Origin of the sequence: Lysobacter helvus (assembly GCF_018406645.1) — a bacterium.
Lineage (GTDB): Bacteria > Pseudomonadota > Gammaproteobacteria > Xanthomonadales > Xanthomonadaceae > Noviluteimonas > Noviluteimonas caseinilytica.
Window position 1 is genome coordinate 1,514,824 of the sequence record NZ_AP024546.1, and the last position, 17,008, is coordinate 1,531,831.

Here is a 17,008-nt window from a genome sequence, read left to right on the forward strand (position 1 = left end):
GCGGGGAGGCCGGGAGGGGACGGCCCGATCGCTGCGTAGCTGTCAGAACACCGCCGCAGTGAGCTGCGTATCCGCCCACTGCCACGCCGCCTTCTGCTGCTTCCACGTGTCCGCGGCCGCCGCCTTGTCGCCCATCGCGTCCTGCGCCTGCGCGAGCCCGTACAAGCCCCATCCGTTCTTCGGGAACATCTTCAGGTCTTCGTTGAACGCCGCCGCCGCTTCCTTCGGCCGCTTCGCCTTCAACAGGGCATTGCCGAGATAGTTGCTCACCGGCAACGGCCAGTCCGCGGGTTCGTTGTAGGTGAGCTTGTCCTCGATCGCCGCCGCCGCGCGCAACGAGGCAATCGCCTGGTCGTGCTTCCCTTGCGATGACAGGATCTCGCCGCGCAGCACGCCGCTCGACACCGTGAGCAACTGCCCCGCGTAATTGGTGTTGCCGATCAGCAACGCGCCCATCTCCGGCGACTTCGCGATCGTGTCCAGCGCCGCCAGTTCCTTCTGCGCCTCGACCGCGTTGCCCTTGCGCAACTGCGCCATCCCGCGCGCGAAGTGCCACATCCCCGTCGGATACGGCTGCGTCGCCGGCGGCTGCGTGCGTGCCAGGATCTCGTCCCAACGCCCGAATCGCACCTCGGTATACATCGGCACGATCACGAAGTTCTGCATGAAGTTCAGCGCGTCCAGCTTCGCCAGGTCCGCGCGCTGCGACGTCTGCTGCGAGGCCTGCTCGGCCAGCGTGTGCGCGCCCATCAGGCCCGCGCTCAGCGTCGCGAAATGCCAGTTGTGCGGCACGTAGCCGAGCGGATACATCCCGTTGCTGCCCTTGCACACCGCCAGGAACTCCTTGTCGGCGGTGGACGCGCGGAAGTTCACGAGGGTTGCGTCGTTGTAGCGCCCGGTGCGGATGTAGATGTGCGCGGGCATGTGCACGAGGTGGCCCGAGCCCGGCGCGAGGTTGCCCAGCGTGTCGGCCAGTTTCTCCGCGCGCGCCGGATCATCGGAGGCCTCCACCGCGTGGATGTAGTAATGGATCGCGCCGATGTGCTGCGGATTGCGCTTGAGCACCGTTTCGATCGCGCCCACGATCTTCGGCGTGTCCGCGTTCGGCTTGCCCGCGGGCGACCAGTAATTCCACGGCGTGAGGTCCATCAACGCTTCGGCGTACATCGCCTGCGCGTCGTCGTCTTCCGGGAATTGCGCAACGACTTTGGCCATCGCGTCGGCGTACGCCTTGTCGAGCGCCGCGCGATCGGCCGGCGCCGGATCGGCGTAACGCGCGACCAGCGCATCGATCAGCGCGCGATCCACCGGCTTCGCATTGCCCGCGAGCGACTGCGCCTTCTTCGCCAGGGCCGTCGCCTTCGCTGCATTGGCCGGATCCATCGGCAGGTTGATGTTCGGGCCCAGCACCAGCGCCTGGCCCCACACGCAGATCGCGCACGCCGGATCCAGGCGCGCCGCTTCGGCGAACGCATTGCCCGCGGTCTCGTGGTTGAACCCGTAGGTCAGCCGCAGGCCCTGGTCGAAGTACCGCTGTGCGCCGGGGACGCTGCTGCCGATGTCGCGGTGGAGCGCGCCGAAGGTTTCGAACAGCGGCGGCGCGGGAATCTCTGCCGTGGCGCGCGGGGCGGGCGCTTCGCAGGCGGCAAGCAGGACGGTGGCGGCGGCGAGCAGGGCAGGCGACAGGCGCATCGTTGAACTCCGGCGGGGATCACGGGAACCCACAGGAGAACGGGTCTCGACGCCATCCCCGGCCGCAGTCGTTTAGCCTTCCCCATCCCCGTCCCGGAACCTGCCCTCGATGAAATCCCGCGCCGCCGTCGCCTTCGCCCCCGGCAAGCCCTTGCAGGTCGTCGAAATCGACGTCGCACCGCCGCGCGCGGGCGAAGTGCTCGTGCGCATCACGCATACCGGCGTGTGCCACACCGATGCGTTCACGCTGAGCGGCGACGATCCCGAAGGCCTGTTCCCCGCGGTGCTCGGCCATGAAGGCGGCGGCATCGTCGTGGAAGTGGGCGAAGGCGTGACCAGCGTGGCGCCCGGCGACCACGTCATCCCGCTGTACACGGCGGAATGCCGGAAGTGCAAATTCTGTTTGTCCGGCAAGACCAACCTCTGCCAGGCCGTGCGCGCCACGCAAGGCAAGGGCGTGATGCCCGACGGCACGTCGCGTTTCAGCTACGAAGGCAAGCCGATCCACCACTACATGGGCACGAGCACCTTCAGCGAATACACCGTGGTCGCCGAAGTGTCGCTGGCGAAGATCGATCCCGCCGCGCCGCTGGAGCAGGTGTGCCTGCTCGGCTGCGGCGTCACCACGGGCCTCGGCGCCGTGCACAACACCGCGAAGGTGCAGCGCGGCGACAACGTCGCGGTGTTCGGCCTCGGCGGCATCGGCCTGGCGGTGATCCAGGGCGCGCGCCAGGCGGGCGCGGCGCGGATCATCGGCATCGACACCAATCCGTCGAAGTTCGCGCTCGCGCAATCGATGGGCGCCACCGATTGCATCAACCCGAAGGACTTCGATCGCCCGATCCAGGACGTGATCGTGGAGATGACCGACGGCGGCGTGGAGTTCAGCTTCGAATGCATCGGCAACGTCGATGTCATGCGCAGCGCGCTGGAGTGCTGCCACAAGGGCTGGGGCGAAAGCATCATCATCGGCGTGGCGGGCGCGGGGCAGGAAATCCGCACGCGGCCATTCCAGCTGGTCACCGGGCGCGTGTGGCGCGGCTCGGCGTTCGGCGGCGTCAAGGGCCGCACGCAATTGCCCGGCATGGTGCAACAGGCGATGCGCGGCGAGATCCAGCTCGATCCCTTCATCACGCACGTGTTGCCGCTGGAGCGCATCAACGAAGCGTTCGATTTGATGCACGAAGGCAAGTCCATCCGCACAGTGATCGAATTCTGATGCGGCGCCTGGAATCGCACGCGTGCTTCGGCGGCACGCAGGAAGTGTGGGCGCACGATGCGACGTCGACGGCGTGCGAGATGCGCTTCGGCGTGTACTTGCCGCCGCAGGTGCAGGCCGGTCCGTGCCCCGTGCTGTATTTCCTCTCGGGCCTGACGTGCACCGAGCAGAACTTCATCCAGAAGTCCGGCGTGCAGCGTTACGCAGCGGAGCACGGCCTCGTGATCGTCTCGCCGGACACCAGCCCGCGCGGCGACGGCGTGCCCGATGCCGAAGGCGATGACATCGGCCTGAGCGCAAGCTTCTACGTTGATGCCACGCAGGCGCCGTGGTCCGCGCAATACCGCATGCACGCGTACGTGGTGCAGGAACTGCCCGCGCTGGTCGAACAGCACTTCCCCGTCACCGATGCGCGCAGCATCGCGGGCCATTCGATGGGCGGCCACGGCGCGTTGATCTGCGCGCTGCGTCATCCCGGCCGCTATCGCAGCGTCTCCGCGCTCGCGCCGATCTGTTCGGCGTCGCGCGGCTGGGGGCGCAAGGCGTTCCCCGCGTATCTCGGCGACGACCCGGACGCGTGGCGCGAATGGGATGCCTGCGATCTGTTGCGCGGATCGCACGACCGGCTCTCGCTGCTCGTCGACCAGGGCGACGCCGATCCATTCCTCGCCGAACGCCTGCAACCGGACCTGTTGCAGAAAGCCTGCACCGCCGGCGGCCACACGCTCGACCTGCACCTGCGCCCCGGTTACGACCACGGGTTCTACTTCGTCGCCTCCTTCATCGGCGACCACGTCGCGTATCACGCGAGTGCGTTGAAGGCGTAAGCGCACCGTCGCTTCGCATCACGATCCTCACCAACCTCACGTGAGGTTGGCCCGGAACGTGCATTGGTCCGCACAGCGGCAGGAAGCTCATCCGGAGCATGCGGGGCCTTGTCCGCGAAAAGGTCCCCCCGCCGATGCGACATCCGTTCCGCTTCATCGCGCCGCTGCTCCTGCTGGCCGGCGCGCACACCGCGCACGCCGCCAACACCACGACCACCGGCGAACAGTCCACCGTCGTCCTGCTGGTGAACTACAGCGACAGCCCCACGCAGCCCTATACGAAGACCACCGCGCATTCGCTGGTCTTCGGCCAGGCGAGCGACTTCTACTGGGAAGCCTCGTACCACCGCATGTTCCTGTCCGGCGACACGTTCGGCTGGTTCACCGTGCCCGTGTCGAAGGCCTCGTGCGACACCGCGCTGGTCGCGCAGGAAGCCGACAAGGCCGCGGCCGCCGCGGGCATCGACCTGTCGAAGTACGCGCATCGCGTGTACCTCGCGCCGAAGAACGCGTGCACCGGCACGGGCTACAACGCCGGCATGGCGTTGCCCACGCGCACGTGGATCTTCGCCGACGCGATGACCGCACGCCTGGTCGCGCACGAGATGGGCCACAACTTCGGCCTGTCGCATTCGCAGGCGCTGGAATGCGGCAACGTGGCGTACGGCGACACCTGCACGATCAAGAGCTACGGCGACGCCGCCGACACGATGGGCAGCGGTAGCACGCCGCACTTCAACGCATTGCAGAAGTTGCAGCTCGGCTGGCTGGGCGCGACGGGCGCGCCGCCGGTGACCACCGTCGCCGCGTCGGGCCGCTATCGCATCGAACGCCTCGAAGACGGCACGGGCACGAAGGCCTTGAAGGTCGCGCGCGGCCTCGATGCGCTCACCGGCGAGATGACGTACTACACGCTGGAATACCGCCAGCCCGTCGGCTTCGACGCGGTGCTCGGCACCACCGGCAACCTCACGAAGGGCGTGCTGCTGCACCTGGGCGGCGTGAACCAGTACAGCGTGCTGCTCGACGCCACGCCCGGCAGCGCGGCCGCGCAGTTCGACGACATCAACGACAGCGCGCTCGCCGTGGGCCGCACGTATCGCGACGACGCGAAGGGCATCGCCTTCACCGTCGTTGCCGCCGACACGACTGGTGCGACGATCGACGTCACCGTGCCCGCCGCGGCGCCGCCGCCGACGCAACCGCCGCCGACCGACACCACGGGCGGCACCACCGGTGGCAGCACCAAGCCGCCGAAGGGTCGCAAGTAACACGCAACGAAAAGGGCGACGGTGTTGCCACCGTCGCCCAGGTGCGCTGCATGCGGGGAGCGTGCAGCGGAGGGTTGACCGCTCAGTGCGCGTGCGGCGGGCACAGTTCGCAGGTGGCCGTCACCGGGCCTGCGTTGGCCGTCGCGTTGTCGATCTTGCCGTGGCCCGTTGCACTGACCGTGTCGGAGTACGTCGCCGTACTCGGATCGATCGGATCGCCGACGGCGCCATCCGGGGCACTCGGCGTGTAGCAACGACTGACGACGTAGCTGTCGGTGGCACTGTTCAACGGCCCCAGCGTGATGCCGCCGGCCGGGACGAGGTTGCCCAGGTCGCTGTCGCTGAAGGTATCGACGACCATCGACTGGTTGCTGCTCGTGTTCGACAGCTGGATGTCCACGCACACCTGCGGGATGTAATTCGGCGGCTTCAGGAAGACACCGAGCTCCAGCGGGTTTTCACTGTCGGGCACGCCGTAGTACGGGTTCGGTCCCATCGGGTGTCCGACCGCCTGGCCATCGTCGCCCTGGCACCACTTCTTGAGGGCAAGGCCCGAGTCGAGCGCGAGTTCGCACACGCCGGCTTCCACCGTGGTCTCGAGATCCGTGTCGGTGATGTCCTGCGGAGCGCCCACTGCGGCGCGCGCCTTCACGTCGACGGAGTTGCGGAACGGGTTCTCACCGCTGACGCATTCCAGTTCGACCGAGATCTCGCCGCCGAGCACATCGGCCACCTCGACCGAGTCGCCCGCGGAATCGAACTTGAACCCGACGGCAGACCCGTTCAACGTGGCGCCTCCCGGCACCGCGGGGTTGACCGCCAGCGACTTGATCTCGCACGTGTTGCCGGACACCGCCAGCGGATCGGCGATTTCAACATCGCGCAGCGAGCCGCCGAAGCCATCATTGGTGATGGTGACGGTGTGCGTGGTGGTGAACTTCGCGGTCGCGGGATCGACCGTCTGCGAATCGGCAACGCAGATCTTCTCCACGTTGATCGAGCACAGGTCGAACGCACCCAGCGCGAAATCCTTCAGCGAGGCCGTCTCGGAGTGCGACGAGCGCGTCTCGGCCATGAAGTCCGAGAAGCACACGTTGCCCACCAATGACGTCACGTCGAATCCGCCTTCCATGAAGACGCGCGGCGGGAAGGTGTTCGGGCCCACGCTGTCGGAGCCCTTCGGCGTATACGCCCACGGCGAGGAGCGCTGCACGATGTTGGTCGTGATGCACGCCGAATCCGCCGGGATGTTCTGCGCACCGTTGGACGCGGTGCAGATCGTATCGGCCGGGTTGTTGGACGTGCCGATCGCGAGGCGTTGCAGCTTGCCGCCGCCGGCGTTGCCACCGGTGCCGACCCACTTGAACACTTCGATCTCGTTGCTGCCCGCGCCGCGGTAGTCGATCTGGATCAGCACGTCGCCCACCGCATGCGTGCCGGTGAACTTGCCGTTGCCGCCCAGGCCGACGTCGTTGCGGAAAAACCAGAATCCCATCGCCGCATCGCCATCGTCGGCGAAACGGTCCGCGCCGAAATACACCACGAGGTGTTCGTGCGGCACGTTGGGATGGCCCGGGATGTCGTTCGCCGGGAAGCCGGCCACGTGGTACGCCTTCGCGTACGCGTTGGTGATGTCGTCCTTCGGCGGGCTCAATCCCTTTGTGCCCCAGTTCCACGTGTTGACCTGGTCGATGTCCTTGTTGCTCGAGGTGAACGCCGTGACGTCGGGGTCCTGCGAATCGACCACGAACGTGTCGCCCGCGGCCACGGTGGGCAGCAGGCGCGGCGTGGCATAGGGCGGACTGCCCAGTGCAAACACGCTGTCCCAGTCGTCGAGCAATGCGCTGGTGTCCGTGGGATCGCCGTCCAGCGCGAACGGCGTGTTGGCATCGTCATGGATGGCTTGTGCCGGTTGCGGCGCGAAGAGCGCCGCCGCGGCAATCACGGCGCCGATCGAACAGGCCAGCGTCGCGGTCATCCAGGCCGGACGAATCCAGCCGGAGTGCTTGTGGGTCGCCATGTCCGTAGTCCTTGAGCAAGGTGTGGGGATGCGGCAACGGTCCCCGACCCCCCGGCCGTTGCAGCCGCGGCAGCATCTGCTTGCACTGGACAGTGCGGAATCGCGCAACCGGGTGATGCCGGAGGTGTCCGGACGATCGGTGCGGAGGCGTTGCTTTCAGCGAGGCTCGCGTGCGTCGCGTTCGTGGAAGTCGACGTAGGCGAACCGTTCGTCGCGCAGCACCGCTTCCCCGCGTTCGATCGTGAGGGGCCGCGCGAACATCGGGCCGGCATGCACGAGCGTGTGGAATTCGCCGCGCTCGCCGCAGGGATCGCAGCTGGCCGGCAGATCGCGCAACAGCGCCGCGTCGAAGGCGCGTCCGCTGAAGGATGCATCCAGTTGTTGCGTGTCCACGCAACACAGCACGGCCTGCAATCCGCCATCGAGCATCTGCTGCGCCAACGTGGCGGTGTCTCCCCCGAACAGGGGAAACACGGGTTTCCAGCCCAATTTCGCGCACAGCGCCTCACGCCACGCCTTCACGTCTTCGAGGAACAGATCGCCGAATGCGATGTCGGTGATGCCGGGCCAGCGCAGGCGCGCGTCGTCCAGCGCCGCCGCGAATGCGGCCTCGTACGTCGCGTTGTCGCATTGCGGCGGGATCGTGGCCTCGATCACCGGCAGGCCCGCGGCGTCGGCCTGCGCGTGCAGCAACGCGCGCCGGATGCCGTGCATCGCGACGCGCTCGTAGCCGGAGGTGACCGTGGTGACGAGGCCGACGACCTCGCGCGCGGGATCGTTGCGCAAGGTGGCGAGGGTCCATGCAGCATCCTTGCCACCGCTCCAGGACAGCAGGGTCGGCGTTTTCATGCATGCATTGTGCCGTCGCCGGCAAAAAAGGGGCGGCGGTCGTGGACCGTCGCCCAGGTGCGTTGCATGAAGGGGGGACACGCAACGGGAGAGTCCGCCGTTCCGGCGGTGGACCGAGCATCCGCGCAACCACGCCACGGCGGAATCGCGCGTCCGGGGGACGGGGCGTTTGTCCGCTTTCCGGGGCCCAGCGCGTTGGCCCGGGACGTCGGCGATCAGGGACGCCGCCCATCTTCCGAATGGAGCCCATTCTCGATGGCTGCGATGCCCGTGCTCGTGATCGGTCTGGACGCCGCCTGGCGCCAGCGCATGCAACGCTTGCTCGCGATGCGGAACGAACTGGATTGGCTGGGCGCCTACGCGCCCGCCGAACCGCGCGCGACACGTCGCGAGCAGGCCGCGTTGCTGTTGCTCGATGGCGACGATCCGCAGGTGGATCGGGCGCGCCGCAAGCCGCAACTGCCCGCGCCGCGGCGCCTGTACTTCTATCGCAGCCCCAACATCGCGGCCTTGCACCACTGCATCGAGACGCAGGCGCACGCGTGCCTGGACAAGCACGATTCGCCCGACACGGTGCTGCGTGCGATCCAGGCCGCGGAGTCGGGTTTGTTCGTGGTCGCGCCCGCGTTGTTGCTGGAAGCGCTGCACGACGGCACCGACGTGCCGGCGCCGGCCGCGCTGCCGGAGCCGCCGCTGCACGGATCAGCGGGATCGTTGCCCGGCGACTGGTCCACGCTGACGGTGCGCCAGCGCGAGATCGTGGGCTGGGCCGCGCGCGGCATGAGCAACAAGCAGATCGCGCGGCAACTCGGCATCAGCCCGGAAACGGTGAAGACGCACCTGCACCACGTGTTCGAACGCGAAGGGGTGCATGGGCGGATGGCGTTGCTCGCCGCGCACCTGGGCGACGAGAAGCATTGAGCGCGGGCTCAGCCCGCCGTCACGTCCCGCAACTCCCACCCATTGCCTGCCAGCAACCGCAACCGGTGCTTCAGGATGTTGCCCGACAACGTCGTCGTGGCCACCAGGTCGATGCCCATATTGCGCTGGCCGGCCGTCACGGTGGCCTGCGGGTCGGTCTCGGCCATCGCGTCGTCGAGGTCCTCCGGGTCTTCCTGCGTCGCGCGCCAGCGTTCGAACAGGCTGCGCGTGCGCAAGGCGTCCTGCAGCTGCGCGGCGAATTCGTCCGGCCCGTGCGCGGTGAATCCGAGTTCGCCGCCCCGGGCGGCCTGCGGATCGGGAAGGCTCAGGTAGTAACGCGTCGCCATGGGCGAGGACTCCAGGTGAATGCGGTGCACATCCTCGCCCGGCGCGTGCAAGCGCCGTGTCAACGCGGCGTCAGCCGGCGAAGGAATGCGGCTCGGAGGCGAAGCCCACCACCAGCGCGCCCTTGCCCACGTTGACCATGCCCGTGAGGCTCATGACGCTTTCGAACAGTTCGACGTTGTAGCTCTGGCAGGTCACGCGCAGGTCGTCGTAGCCGGGCAGGGCGCGCATTTCGTCCAGGTCGCCGCCGTAGCTCAGGCAAACGGTGGGCGTCATCAGGCCCTTGCGCACGCGATCGGCGGTGTGGGCGAACAGGCGCTGCGCCCCGTTCTCGAAGCCCTTGACCTTGCCGATCGGCGCCGTCTCGCCGCGATAGCCGCGCAGCACGGGCTTGATGTCGAGCGCCGTGCCGAGCACCGCGCTGACGATCGACACGCTGCGGTCGCCCTTGGTGCGGGCGCGCGCGCGGAGGTAATGCAGGTCGCGCGGGATCATGTAGCCGTAGGTGTGCAGCGCGAGGTTTTCCAGGCGCGCGCGGATCTTCGGCGCGCCTTCGCCCGCTTCGATCAGGCGCACCGCTTCCACCGCGGTGATGCCCTGCGCGGCGAACAACGTCTGCGTATCGATCACGCGCAGCGCGAACGGCGTGTCGTGGCCGGCCGCGGCGCGGATGGGGCGGTATTCGTTGAGGATCGCGTAGCTGGCCTGCAGCGCGTTGTCGTAGATCGGGCTGCGCGTGCGCGTGATCGTCATGCAGAACACGTAGTCGTAGTCGATCACCAGCTTGCGCAGGAACAACTCGGTGATCTGCTCGACGGTGAAGGGCATGGTCTCCGCTTCGGCGCCGCGCTCGGTGACGTGCGAATGCAGGAAGTCGAGCGTGACCTTGTCGTCGCGCTGGTCCTCGCGAACCTCGTCGCCGATGCGCACCGAGATGGGCAGGATCGTGAACCCGTTGCGGCGCAGGTAGTCGCCGGGCAGGTCGCAGGCCGAATCCACCACCAGTCCGATACGCATGCTCACCCCGTGTCCGTGATCGTCGTCGCGGAGATCCGCGCGGAACGCGACCCTACCGCAACTTCAGGGCCGGCGTGAAATGCCGACCGGCAGGGCGGAGACGCGCTGCATTTCCGGGTCGTCGAGCACGCCGGCATCTTGCAGTGCAGCAAGCGCGAACGGGTGCGCGTCGTTGCCCCAGAACAACTGCCCGCCCACCTGCAAGGTCGGCACGCCGAACACGCCGGCGGCCACCGCGGCCTCGGTGTTTGCGCGCAGGGCTTCCTTGACCGGCGCACTGCCCAGCGCGTCGGCGTCCACGCCCAGGCGTGCGAGCAAGGGCGCGATCGCCTCGGGGGAATCCACCGCGCGGCCGTCGCGCCAGATCCAGTCGAAGATCGCGTCGACCGCTTCGAACGTGCTGCCCGCTGCGATGCACGCGCGCAACGCACCGAGCGGGTTGAACGGATGCCGCGGCGGGAACACCAGCGGCACCCCTTCCTGGCGCGCCTGCCACAGCACGTGCCGGTAGGTGAACTCGCGCTTGCCCGGGATCTCCGCCGGGCCCTTCTGCCCGTGCGCGTCCAGGATCACGCCGAACAGCACGGGCACCGGTTCGATCGCGTGCGTCGCGCGCAGCGCCTTGACCTTCTGCCAGTGCAGGTACGAGAACGGCGACAGGAAATCGAAGTACCAGCGCAGCGGCGTGCGCGCGTCCATCAGGCGAACAGCCCCAGGATCACGCCGTAGAGCGCGAACTGCAGCAGGTGGTAGCCCGAATCGATCAGCCACAGCTTCAGGCTGCGCCCGGCGAAGGAATAGTTGATGCCGAAACTCATCGCCACCCAGAAGAAGCCGATCATCAGGCCCGCGTGCACGGCGTTGACGGGTTCCGGATCGGGGCCGACGTAGAACGCGAACCCGGTCGCGGCGACCAGCGAGGCAAGGAAGGCGATGCCGAACACGCTCGCCGGATGGCGCTTGCGCGGCGCCGTCGGATCCACGCCGGCTTCGCGGCACCAGGCGTTCTTGAACAACGGGCCGTACCACAGGCCACCGAGCACGAACGCGGACACGGCCGCGGCGAAGATCGCAAGCCAGTTCAATGCAGCCATGTTCCCTCCCCGGGAAAGCGAACGGCCCGCGATGTGCGGGCCGTCCGATGCTACTCCGCGATGGCGGGCGCGGTCACTGCGCGCCGACGGGATACGAACGCGGCAGGCCGTTGTCCGGATGCAGGTAGCGATCGCGCAGGTCGGTCTGGCGCGAACGCATGGGGATCATCGCGCCGCCCAGCCACACCTGTTCGGCCACCGTGCTGACCTCCAGCGGATCGCCGCTCCACAACACGAGGTCCGCCCGCTTGCCGACCGCGATGGTGCCGAAGTCGTTGGCGACGCCGAAGGTCTCCGCCGGCACGCGCGTCAGCGCCGCCAGCCCGTCTTCCCACGGCAAGCCGTTGGCGACCGCGATGCCGGCCATCTGCCGCACCTTGCGCGCGTGGTGCGAGCCCGCGCTCTGGATCGCGACGTCCACGCCGGCCGCACGCAGGCGCGCGGCGTTCTCGAGCGTCGAACCGATCTGGTCGAAGTCGGCCGGGAGGTCCGCGAGGCTGTCGAGGAACACCGGCACCTTCGCCGCCGCCAGTTCGTCCGCCACCTTCCACGCTTCCGCACCACCCGACACCGCGATGCGCACGTTGTTGCGCTTCGCCCACTTCAGCAGCTGGTGGATGTCGGACGCGCGATGCACGCCGACCACCATCAAGCCGCGGCGATCGAGGAACTTCGCCAGCGCGGTGCGACCCATCGGCGTGAGCAGCGCGAACTTCGAATCCGACGCCATGCGCCCGCGCGCCTCGGACACCAGCTGGTCGAGGATCATCCACTGCGCCGCGCGCGACTTGCCGGTCAGGCCCGCCGCACCGGAACCGAGCGAGACGAACAACACGCGCGGGCCGACGGGATCGATGCTGCCGTCCAGTCGCACCACGCCGCCCTGGCCGCCGATGATCGAACCGCCGCTGCCCGAGTTGGCGGCCAGCGTGGTCCAGCCGATGCCTTCGACGCGCGCGACCGGGATCAGCACCGACGCGGGGTTGTAGGCCAGCGTCACATCGAACTCCGGGCGCACCGCCATGTCGTGCGCGCCTTCGCCCAGCGATTGCTGGCTGTCGACGGTCGACTCTTCGCCCGAGACTTCTTCCAGCCCGATGTCGGTGATGCCGCCGAACAACGCCGGCGTGAGTTCGCGGCCATTCGCTTCGACGACGGTGGCGTTGCCCGCGGCGAGGTTTGACCCGACCGCACTGATGCGCCCGTTGCGCACGAGCACATCGGTGCCCTTCAACGTGCCCTTCGCGGTTGCGGTGTGCACGGTGGCGTTGCGGATCAGCAGGTCCTGCGCGAGGGCGTGGCCCGACAACGCCAGCGCGCAGGCGACGACGAGTCCCTTGAGGATCGAACGGCTCATCGCACACCTCCGCGCACCTGGTCCTGCCCGAGCATGAAGTCCGACTTCGGCTGGCGCATCGGATCGTTGCGGTCGTACACGCGCGCACCGTCCACGTACACCTGCTCGGCCTTCGCGTACACGCTGAAGGGATTGCCGTTCCACACCACCACGTCGCCCATCTTGCCGGCCTCCAGCGTGCCGGTCTGGTCGAGGATGCCCATCGCCTTCGCGGGATTCTGCGAGAGCCACTGCATCGCATGCTCCGGCGTGATCACGATGCCGACCTGCGCGGCGTGCGCCATCACCTTCGCCGCTTCCTGGTTGAGGCGCTGGATGCCTTCCTCCGAATCCGAATGCACGATCGCGCAGCCGCCCGGCGCGCGGTCCACCAGCGCGATGTTTTCCTGGATGCCGTCGAAGGCTTCCATCTTGAAGCCCCACCAGTCGGCCCACATCGCGCCGCACGTGCCGGCCGCGCCGAGCTTGTCGGCGATCTTGTAGGCCTCCACCGCGTGGTGGAACGCGCTGATGTGGAAGCCGAATTCCTTCGCCAGATCCAGCATCGTGGCCATCTCGTCCGCGCGGTAGCAGTGGATGTGCACGCGGATGTCGCCGTTGATCGCGCCGGCGAGGGTGTCGTTCTTGAGATCGCGCTTCTCGTCGTCGTCCTTCTTGCCGTCCTTGCCGTCCTTCGGCTTGTGCTTCTTCATGTATTCGGCGGCTTCGATGAACGCGGCGCGGTAACCGGCGACGTTCGCCATGCGCGTCGCGGGCCCGCCTTTCTGGCCGTACACGCGCTTGGGGTTTTCGCCGCAGGCCATCTTCAGGCCCCACGGCGCGCCCGGGAATTTCATGCCCTGGTAGGTGGTGGACGGCACGTTCTTCAGCGTGACGCCGCGGCCACCGATGAGGTTGGCCGAGCCCGGCAGGATCTGCAGGCTGGTGATGCCGCCCGCGCGCGCGGTGTCGAAGCCCGGGTCCTGCGGCCAGATCGAATGCTCGGCCCACACGTTGGGCGTGACCGGGCCGGTGGCTTCGTTGCCGTCGCTGGTCGCGTTGACGCCGGGGCTGGCATACACGCCCAGGTGCGAGTGGATGTCGATGATGCCGGGCGTGACCCACTTGCCCTTGCCATCCACGTGCGTCGCGCCGGCGGGCGCCTGCAGGCCGGTGCCCACCGCGACGATGCGCCCGTCCTGCATCAGCACGTCGGCATTCTCGATGCGCGTGCCGGTGCCGGTGAGCACGGTGGCGCCGGTGATCAGCACGGGCGGCGAGGCCACGCGCTGGTAGGTGCTGGGATAGGGATCGTCGAGCCAGCTCGGCTTGGTCGACGCGGACGCGGACGGACCCGCCTCCTTCACGTTGCCCGGCGCGGCGCAGCCGGCGAGCAGTACGGCGGCCGCAATGACTGCGGTCAGTGGCTTGGTCATGGTGGCTCCCCGGTGGACCGTCGAACGCTAGCCCCGGTGACCCGGGTTGTCCAACCTGCCATTGGTCATCCGGTGCGGTCGCATGCGGTGGCAGAATGCGGCGCATGAAGGAAAAGACCCAGATCGTCGACAACTGGCTGCCGCGCTACACGGGCGTGCCGCTGGACGGCTTCGGCGACCACGTGCTGCTCACCAACTTCGGTGGCTACCTCGGCCATTTCGCGCGCCTGACGGGTGCGCAGATCGTCGGCCTGGACCGCCCGATGCCCAGCGCCACGGCCGACGGCATCACGATGATCAACTTCGGCATGGGCAGCCCCAACGCCGCGACGATGATGGACCTGCTGTCGGCGATCATGCCGAAGTCGGTGCTCTTCCTCGGCAAGTGCGGCGGGCTCAAGCGCAAGAACCAGCTCGGCGATCTCGTGTTGCCGATCGCGGCGATCCGCGGCGAGGGTACGTCCAACGATTACCTGCTGCCCGAAGTCCCGGCGTTGCCCGCGTTCGCCCTGCAGCGCGCGGTGTCCACGATGATCCGCGACCTCGGCCACGACTACTGGACCGGCACGGTCTACACCACCAACCGCCGCGTCTGGGAGCACGACGAAGCCTTCAAGGAACGCCTGCGCGCGATGCGCTGCATGGCGATCGACATGGAAACCGCCACGGTGTTCGCCGCCGGCTTCGCCAACCGCATTCCCGTGGGCGCGTTGCTGCTGGTGAGCGACCAGCCGATGATCCCGGAAGGCGTGAAGACCGAAGCGTCGGATGCGAAGGTGAGCGGCGAGTTCGTCGAACGCCACATCCAGATCGGCATCGAAGCGTTGCGCCTCATCCGCCGCCACGGCAAGTCCGTGCGCCACCTCCGCTTCGACGAGTAGACACGCCCATGCTTGGTGCACACGACATCGTCGACTTCTGGCGCGATGCCGGCCCGAAGAAATGGTTCGGCGGCGGCGCCGCGTTCGACCGCGAGTGCGAAGCGAAGATGTACGACGCGCATTTCGCCGCCGCGTTGCGCGCGCTGGATTCGTGGATGGACAACGCCGAAGGCGCGCTCGCGCTGCAGATCCTGCTCGACCAGGTGCCGCGCAACATCTTCCGCGGCACCGCGCATTGCTATGCCACCGATCCGCTGGCGCGCGACTTCGCGCGCCAGGCGATCCACGCCGGCTACGACATGCAGACGGACGCCGACATGCGCCTGTTCTTCTACCTGCCGTTCGAACACAGCGAAGACCTGGACGACCAGGAGTACTCGCTGCAGCTGCACGGCGCGCTGCCCGCCCCCAATGGCGACATGTGGGCGAAGAAGCATTACGAAGTGATCCGCCGCTTCGGGCGCTTCCCGCACCGGAACCATGCGCTGGGGCGGTCGAGCACGGCGGCGGAGCTGAAGTACCTGGACGACGGCGGCGGTTTCTGACCTTTCCTGGAAAACACCATGCTCACCACGCTCCTGTTCCTCGCCGCCACGGCCACCACCGTCCCCGTTCCCGCCGCACCGCAAGCCGACTACGCCACCGCCAAGGCGATGGCCGACCAGGACGAAGCCTCCCTCCCGAAGCTCGGCCTGGACACGCTGCGCACCGCGCAATCGGGCGTGCTCGAACGCGCCACGCAGGCCTGCAAGACCGACGAACCGATCAAGGGTTTCACCGTCGTCGTCGAACTCGACGCCAAGGGCAAGCCCGTCAACCATTGGCGCGACGCGGACACCAAGCTCGCGCAATGCATGGAAGACAAGCTGTCGCGCCAGGTGTTCTACGTCCCGCCGCGCGCGCCCTTCCACGTGTCCTTCGAAGTCACGTTCACGAAGTGAAGCTGCGCATCCGGCCCGCCCTGGTGCTGGGCCTCGGGCTCATCGCGGTGGCGAAAGGGTTGTCGGTCGCGTTCGATGCGCCGTGGGTGTACTGGGTGGGCGCGTTCAAGGGTGTCGTGATCTGCCTCGTCGATCTCGTGCGTGCATCGGATCGACAACTCAGGAAGTAGCGTGCCGCCGCAGGCGAGTGCGGCGGCACGATGCCATCAGGTTCCGGCGACGGCGGCAGGCACCGCGACAGCCTTCTTGCCCTTCCTGCCCTTCGCGTATTCCTCGGGCGTCTGGCCGCCTTCGGGCACCGCCGGGAAGCTGGGTGCGATGCATCCCGGCGCATCCGCCACGAGCGTCAGCATCAGCGGATTCGGACGCAGGTCCTTGGTGGCGCCGGTGGCGGCATCGACGCCGGCGCCGATCAGGCCGCCGATGAGCACGTTGCCGGCCAGGGCCGTGCCACCGGCGCCCGACATCTGGCTCTGCACGGTGGTGTTCACCGCGGAGAAGCCTGCCTTGCACACTTCCACCGACACCGGATGCTTGCGCTTGAGCTTCAGCGTGCACGGCGTCGTGCAGCGTTCGCCATTGGACATCGACACCGTCGCGCCCAGCGGCACGCTGTCGACGGTGAAGGCTTGCGTGGATCCGCGCGTGACCGTCGCGCAACCGGTCAGGCCAAACGCCGCGCACAGGACAACTGCCAGCATCAGCCGGCTGAAAATCTTCATTCAACTCCCCCCTTGGGATCACGCCGGCTGAGGTTTCAGGCGGCGACCGGAATATAGATTGCGTGGGGGATCGGACGAACGCCGCGTGACCGGGAAAATTTCTCGGTGGCGTTTTTTTCACCAGCGCTGCAAGCGCGACGCGCCGGGATCAAGCCGGCCGACCGAAGCGCTTCGCCGACACGAGGGCGGCCTTGCTGCGTTCGGTTTCGCGATTCTTCGGCGGGCTGATGGTGGTGAGCGAATCGATGAGCGTGCGCGCGGCGTCGCTCACTTGTTGCACCGCCAGTTCGAACGCGGCCTCGTTGGCCTTCGACGGCGTGTTGAAGCCGCTCAACTTGCGGACGAACTGCAACGCCGACGCACGGATCTCATCGTGCGTGGCGGGCGGGTCGAAGTTGTAGAGGGTCTTGATGTTCCGGCACATGGGGCCTCCGAAG

Annotated in this window: 19 protein-coding genes; 8 read left to right on the forward strand and 11 right to left on the reverse strand. The window is 67.9% G+C overall.

The features are described 5' to 3' along the window. Positions 1 to 42 precede the first annotated feature (42 nt). Positions 43 to 1,692 (reverse strand): hypothetical protein, encoded by a 1,650-nt coding sequence (locus LYSHEL_RS07365; RefSeq protein WP_213437184.1) that lies wholly within the window; start codon positions 1,690 to 1,692, stop codon positions 43 to 45. A 109-nt stretch (positions 1,693 to 1,801) separates the two neighbouring features. Between LYSHEL_RS07365 and LYSHEL_RS07370 the strand changes: the two genes are divergently transcribed. From LYSHEL_RS07370 to LYSHEL_RS07380, 3 genes are all read left to right on the forward strand, one after another. Continuing rightward, the gene (locus LYSHEL_RS07370; RefSeq protein ID WP_213437186.1) at positions 1,802 to 2,911 is read left to right on the forward strand and encodes an S-(hydroxymethyl)glutathione dehydrogenase/class III alcohol dehydrogenase; all 1,110 of its coding nucleotides are present in this window, start codon (positions 1,802 to 1,804) and stop codon (positions 2,909 to 2,911) included. After that, entirely contained in the window at positions 2,911 to 3,738 is an 828-nt protein-coding gene (gene fghA, locus LYSHEL_RS07375) for an S-formylglutathione hydrolase (protein WP_213437188.1), read from the forward strand. Before LYSHEL_RS07370 ends, fghA begins: the two co-directional genes overlap by 1 nt. Before the next feature lie 134 nt (positions 3,739 to 3,872). Further along, a complete protein-coding gene (locus LYSHEL_RS07380) occupies positions 3,873 to 5,009 on the forward strand; it encodes a M12 family metallo-peptidase (RefSeq protein WP_213437190.1) in 1,137 nt (378 codons plus the stop codon). Between the two features lie 82 nt (positions 5,010 to 5,091). On the opposite strand, the gene LYSHEL_RS07385 is transcribed toward LYSHEL_RS07380, so the two are convergent. Continuing rightward, positions 5,092 to 7,029 (reverse strand): hypothetical protein, encoded by a 1,938-nt coding sequence (locus LYSHEL_RS07385; protein WP_213437192.1) that lies wholly within the window; start codon positions 7,027 to 7,029, stop codon positions 5,092 to 5,094. A 156-nt stretch (positions 7,030 to 7,185) separates the two neighbouring features. Beyond that, positions 7,186 to 7,878 (reverse strand): Dph6-related ATP pyrophosphatase, encoded by a 693-nt coding sequence (locus LYSHEL_RS07390; RefSeq protein WP_213437193.1) that lies wholly within the window; start codon positions 7,876 to 7,878, stop codon positions 7,186 to 7,188. Between the two features lie 255 nt (positions 7,879 to 8,133). Here LYSHEL_RS07390 and LYSHEL_RS07395 point away from each other — a divergent pair, with 255 nt between their 5' ends. Continuing rightward, on the forward strand, positions 8,134 to 8,799 hold the full coding sequence (locus tag LYSHEL_RS07395; protein ID WP_213437195.1) for a helix-turn-helix transcriptional regulator: 666 nt from the start codon (positions 8,134 to 8,136) through the stop codon (positions 8,797 to 8,799). Between the two features lie 8 nt (positions 8,800 to 8,807). Here LYSHEL_RS07395 and LYSHEL_RS07400 read toward each other — a convergent pair whose 3' ends face one another. The 6 genes from LYSHEL_RS07400 to LYSHEL_RS07425 form a co-directional block, all read right to left on the reverse strand. Beyond that, positions 8,808 to 9,146, reverse strand: a complete 339-nt coding sequence (locus tag LYSHEL_RS07400) for a hypothetical protein (protein WP_213437197.1) — start codon at positions 9,144 to 9,146, stop codon at positions 8,808 to 8,810. Between the two features lie 70 nt (positions 9,147 to 9,216). After that, positions 9,217 to 10,161, reverse strand: coding sequence for a DegV family protein (locus LYSHEL_RS07405; protein ID WP_213437199.1), 945 nt, complete (start codon positions 10,159 to 10,161; stop codon positions 9,217 to 9,219). Between the two features lie 63 nt (positions 10,162 to 10,224). Then, complete coding sequence (locus LYSHEL_RS07410; RefSeq protein WP_213437201.1) at positions 10,225 to 10,860, reverse strand: 2-hydroxychromene-2-carboxylate isomerase; 636 nt, start codon at positions 10,858 to 10,860, stop codon at positions 10,225 to 10,227. Beyond that, entirely contained in the window at positions 10,860 to 11,255 is a 396-nt protein-coding gene (locus tag LYSHEL_RS07415; RefSeq protein WP_213437209.1) for a DUF1761 domain-containing protein, read from the reverse strand. The genes LYSHEL_RS07410 and LYSHEL_RS07415 overlap by 1 nt, the downstream gene beginning before the upstream one ends. A 73-nt stretch (positions 11,256 to 11,328) precedes the next feature. Beyond that, positions 11,329 to 12,612, reverse strand: a complete 1,284-nt coding sequence (locus LYSHEL_RS07420; RefSeq protein ID WP_213437211.1) for an amidohydrolase family protein — start codon at positions 12,610 to 12,612, stop codon at positions 11,329 to 11,331. Next, positions 12,609 to 14,027: an amidohydrolase gene (locus LYSHEL_RS07425; RefSeq protein WP_213437213.1), complete on the reverse strand. Its 1,419-nt coding sequence runs from the start codon at positions 14,025 to 14,027 to the stop codon at positions 12,609 to 12,611. Before LYSHEL_RS07425 ends, LYSHEL_RS07420 begins: the two co-directional genes overlap by 4 nt. Positions 14,028 to 14,131: 104 nt before the next feature. Between LYSHEL_RS07425 and LYSHEL_RS07430 the strand changes: the two genes are divergently transcribed. From LYSHEL_RS07430 to LYSHEL_RS07445, 4 genes are read left to right on the forward strand one after another with little or no spacing between them, the layout of a single operon-like run. Next, complete coding sequence (locus LYSHEL_RS07430) at positions 14,132 to 14,908, forward strand: AMP nucleosidase (protein WP_213437215.1); 777 nt, start codon at positions 14,132 to 14,134, stop codon at positions 14,906 to 14,908. A gap of 8 nt (positions 14,909 to 14,916) precedes the next feature. After that, positions 14,917 to 15,453 (forward strand): DUF924 family protein, encoded by a 537-nt coding sequence (locus tag LYSHEL_RS07435; protein WP_213437217.1) that lies wholly within the window; start codon positions 14,917 to 14,919, stop codon positions 15,451 to 15,453. Positions 15,454 to 15,471: 18 nt separating this feature from the next. Then, on the forward strand, positions 15,472 to 15,849 hold the full coding sequence (locus tag LYSHEL_RS07440) for a hypothetical protein (RefSeq protein WP_213437219.1): 378 nt from the start codon (positions 15,472 to 15,474) through the stop codon (positions 15,847 to 15,849). Beyond that, a complete protein-coding gene (locus tag LYSHEL_RS07445) occupies positions 15,846 to 16,019 on the forward strand; it encodes a hypothetical protein (RefSeq protein ID WP_213437221.1) in 174 nt (57 codons plus the stop codon). Before LYSHEL_RS07440 ends, LYSHEL_RS07445 begins: the two co-directional genes overlap by 4 nt. 36 nt (positions 16,020 to 16,055) lie before the next feature. Here LYSHEL_RS07445 and LYSHEL_RS07450 read toward each other — a convergent pair whose 3' ends face one another. Both LYSHEL_RS07450 and LYSHEL_RS07455 read right to left on the reverse strand, forming a co-directional pair. Next, positions 16,056 to 16,571 carry a PEGA domain-containing protein gene (locus tag LYSHEL_RS07450; protein ID WP_213437223.1) on the reverse strand — a complete coding sequence of 172 codons (516 nt, stop codon included), beginning with the start codon at positions 16,569 to 16,571 and terminating at the stop codon, positions 16,056 to 16,058. Positions 16,572 to 16,719: 148 nt separating this feature from the next. Beyond that, entirely contained in the window at positions 16,720 to 16,995 is a 276-nt protein-coding gene (locus LYSHEL_RS07455; RefSeq protein ID WP_213437225.1) for a DUF2277 domain-containing protein, read from the reverse strand. Positions 16,996 to 17,008 lie beyond the last annotated feature (13 nt).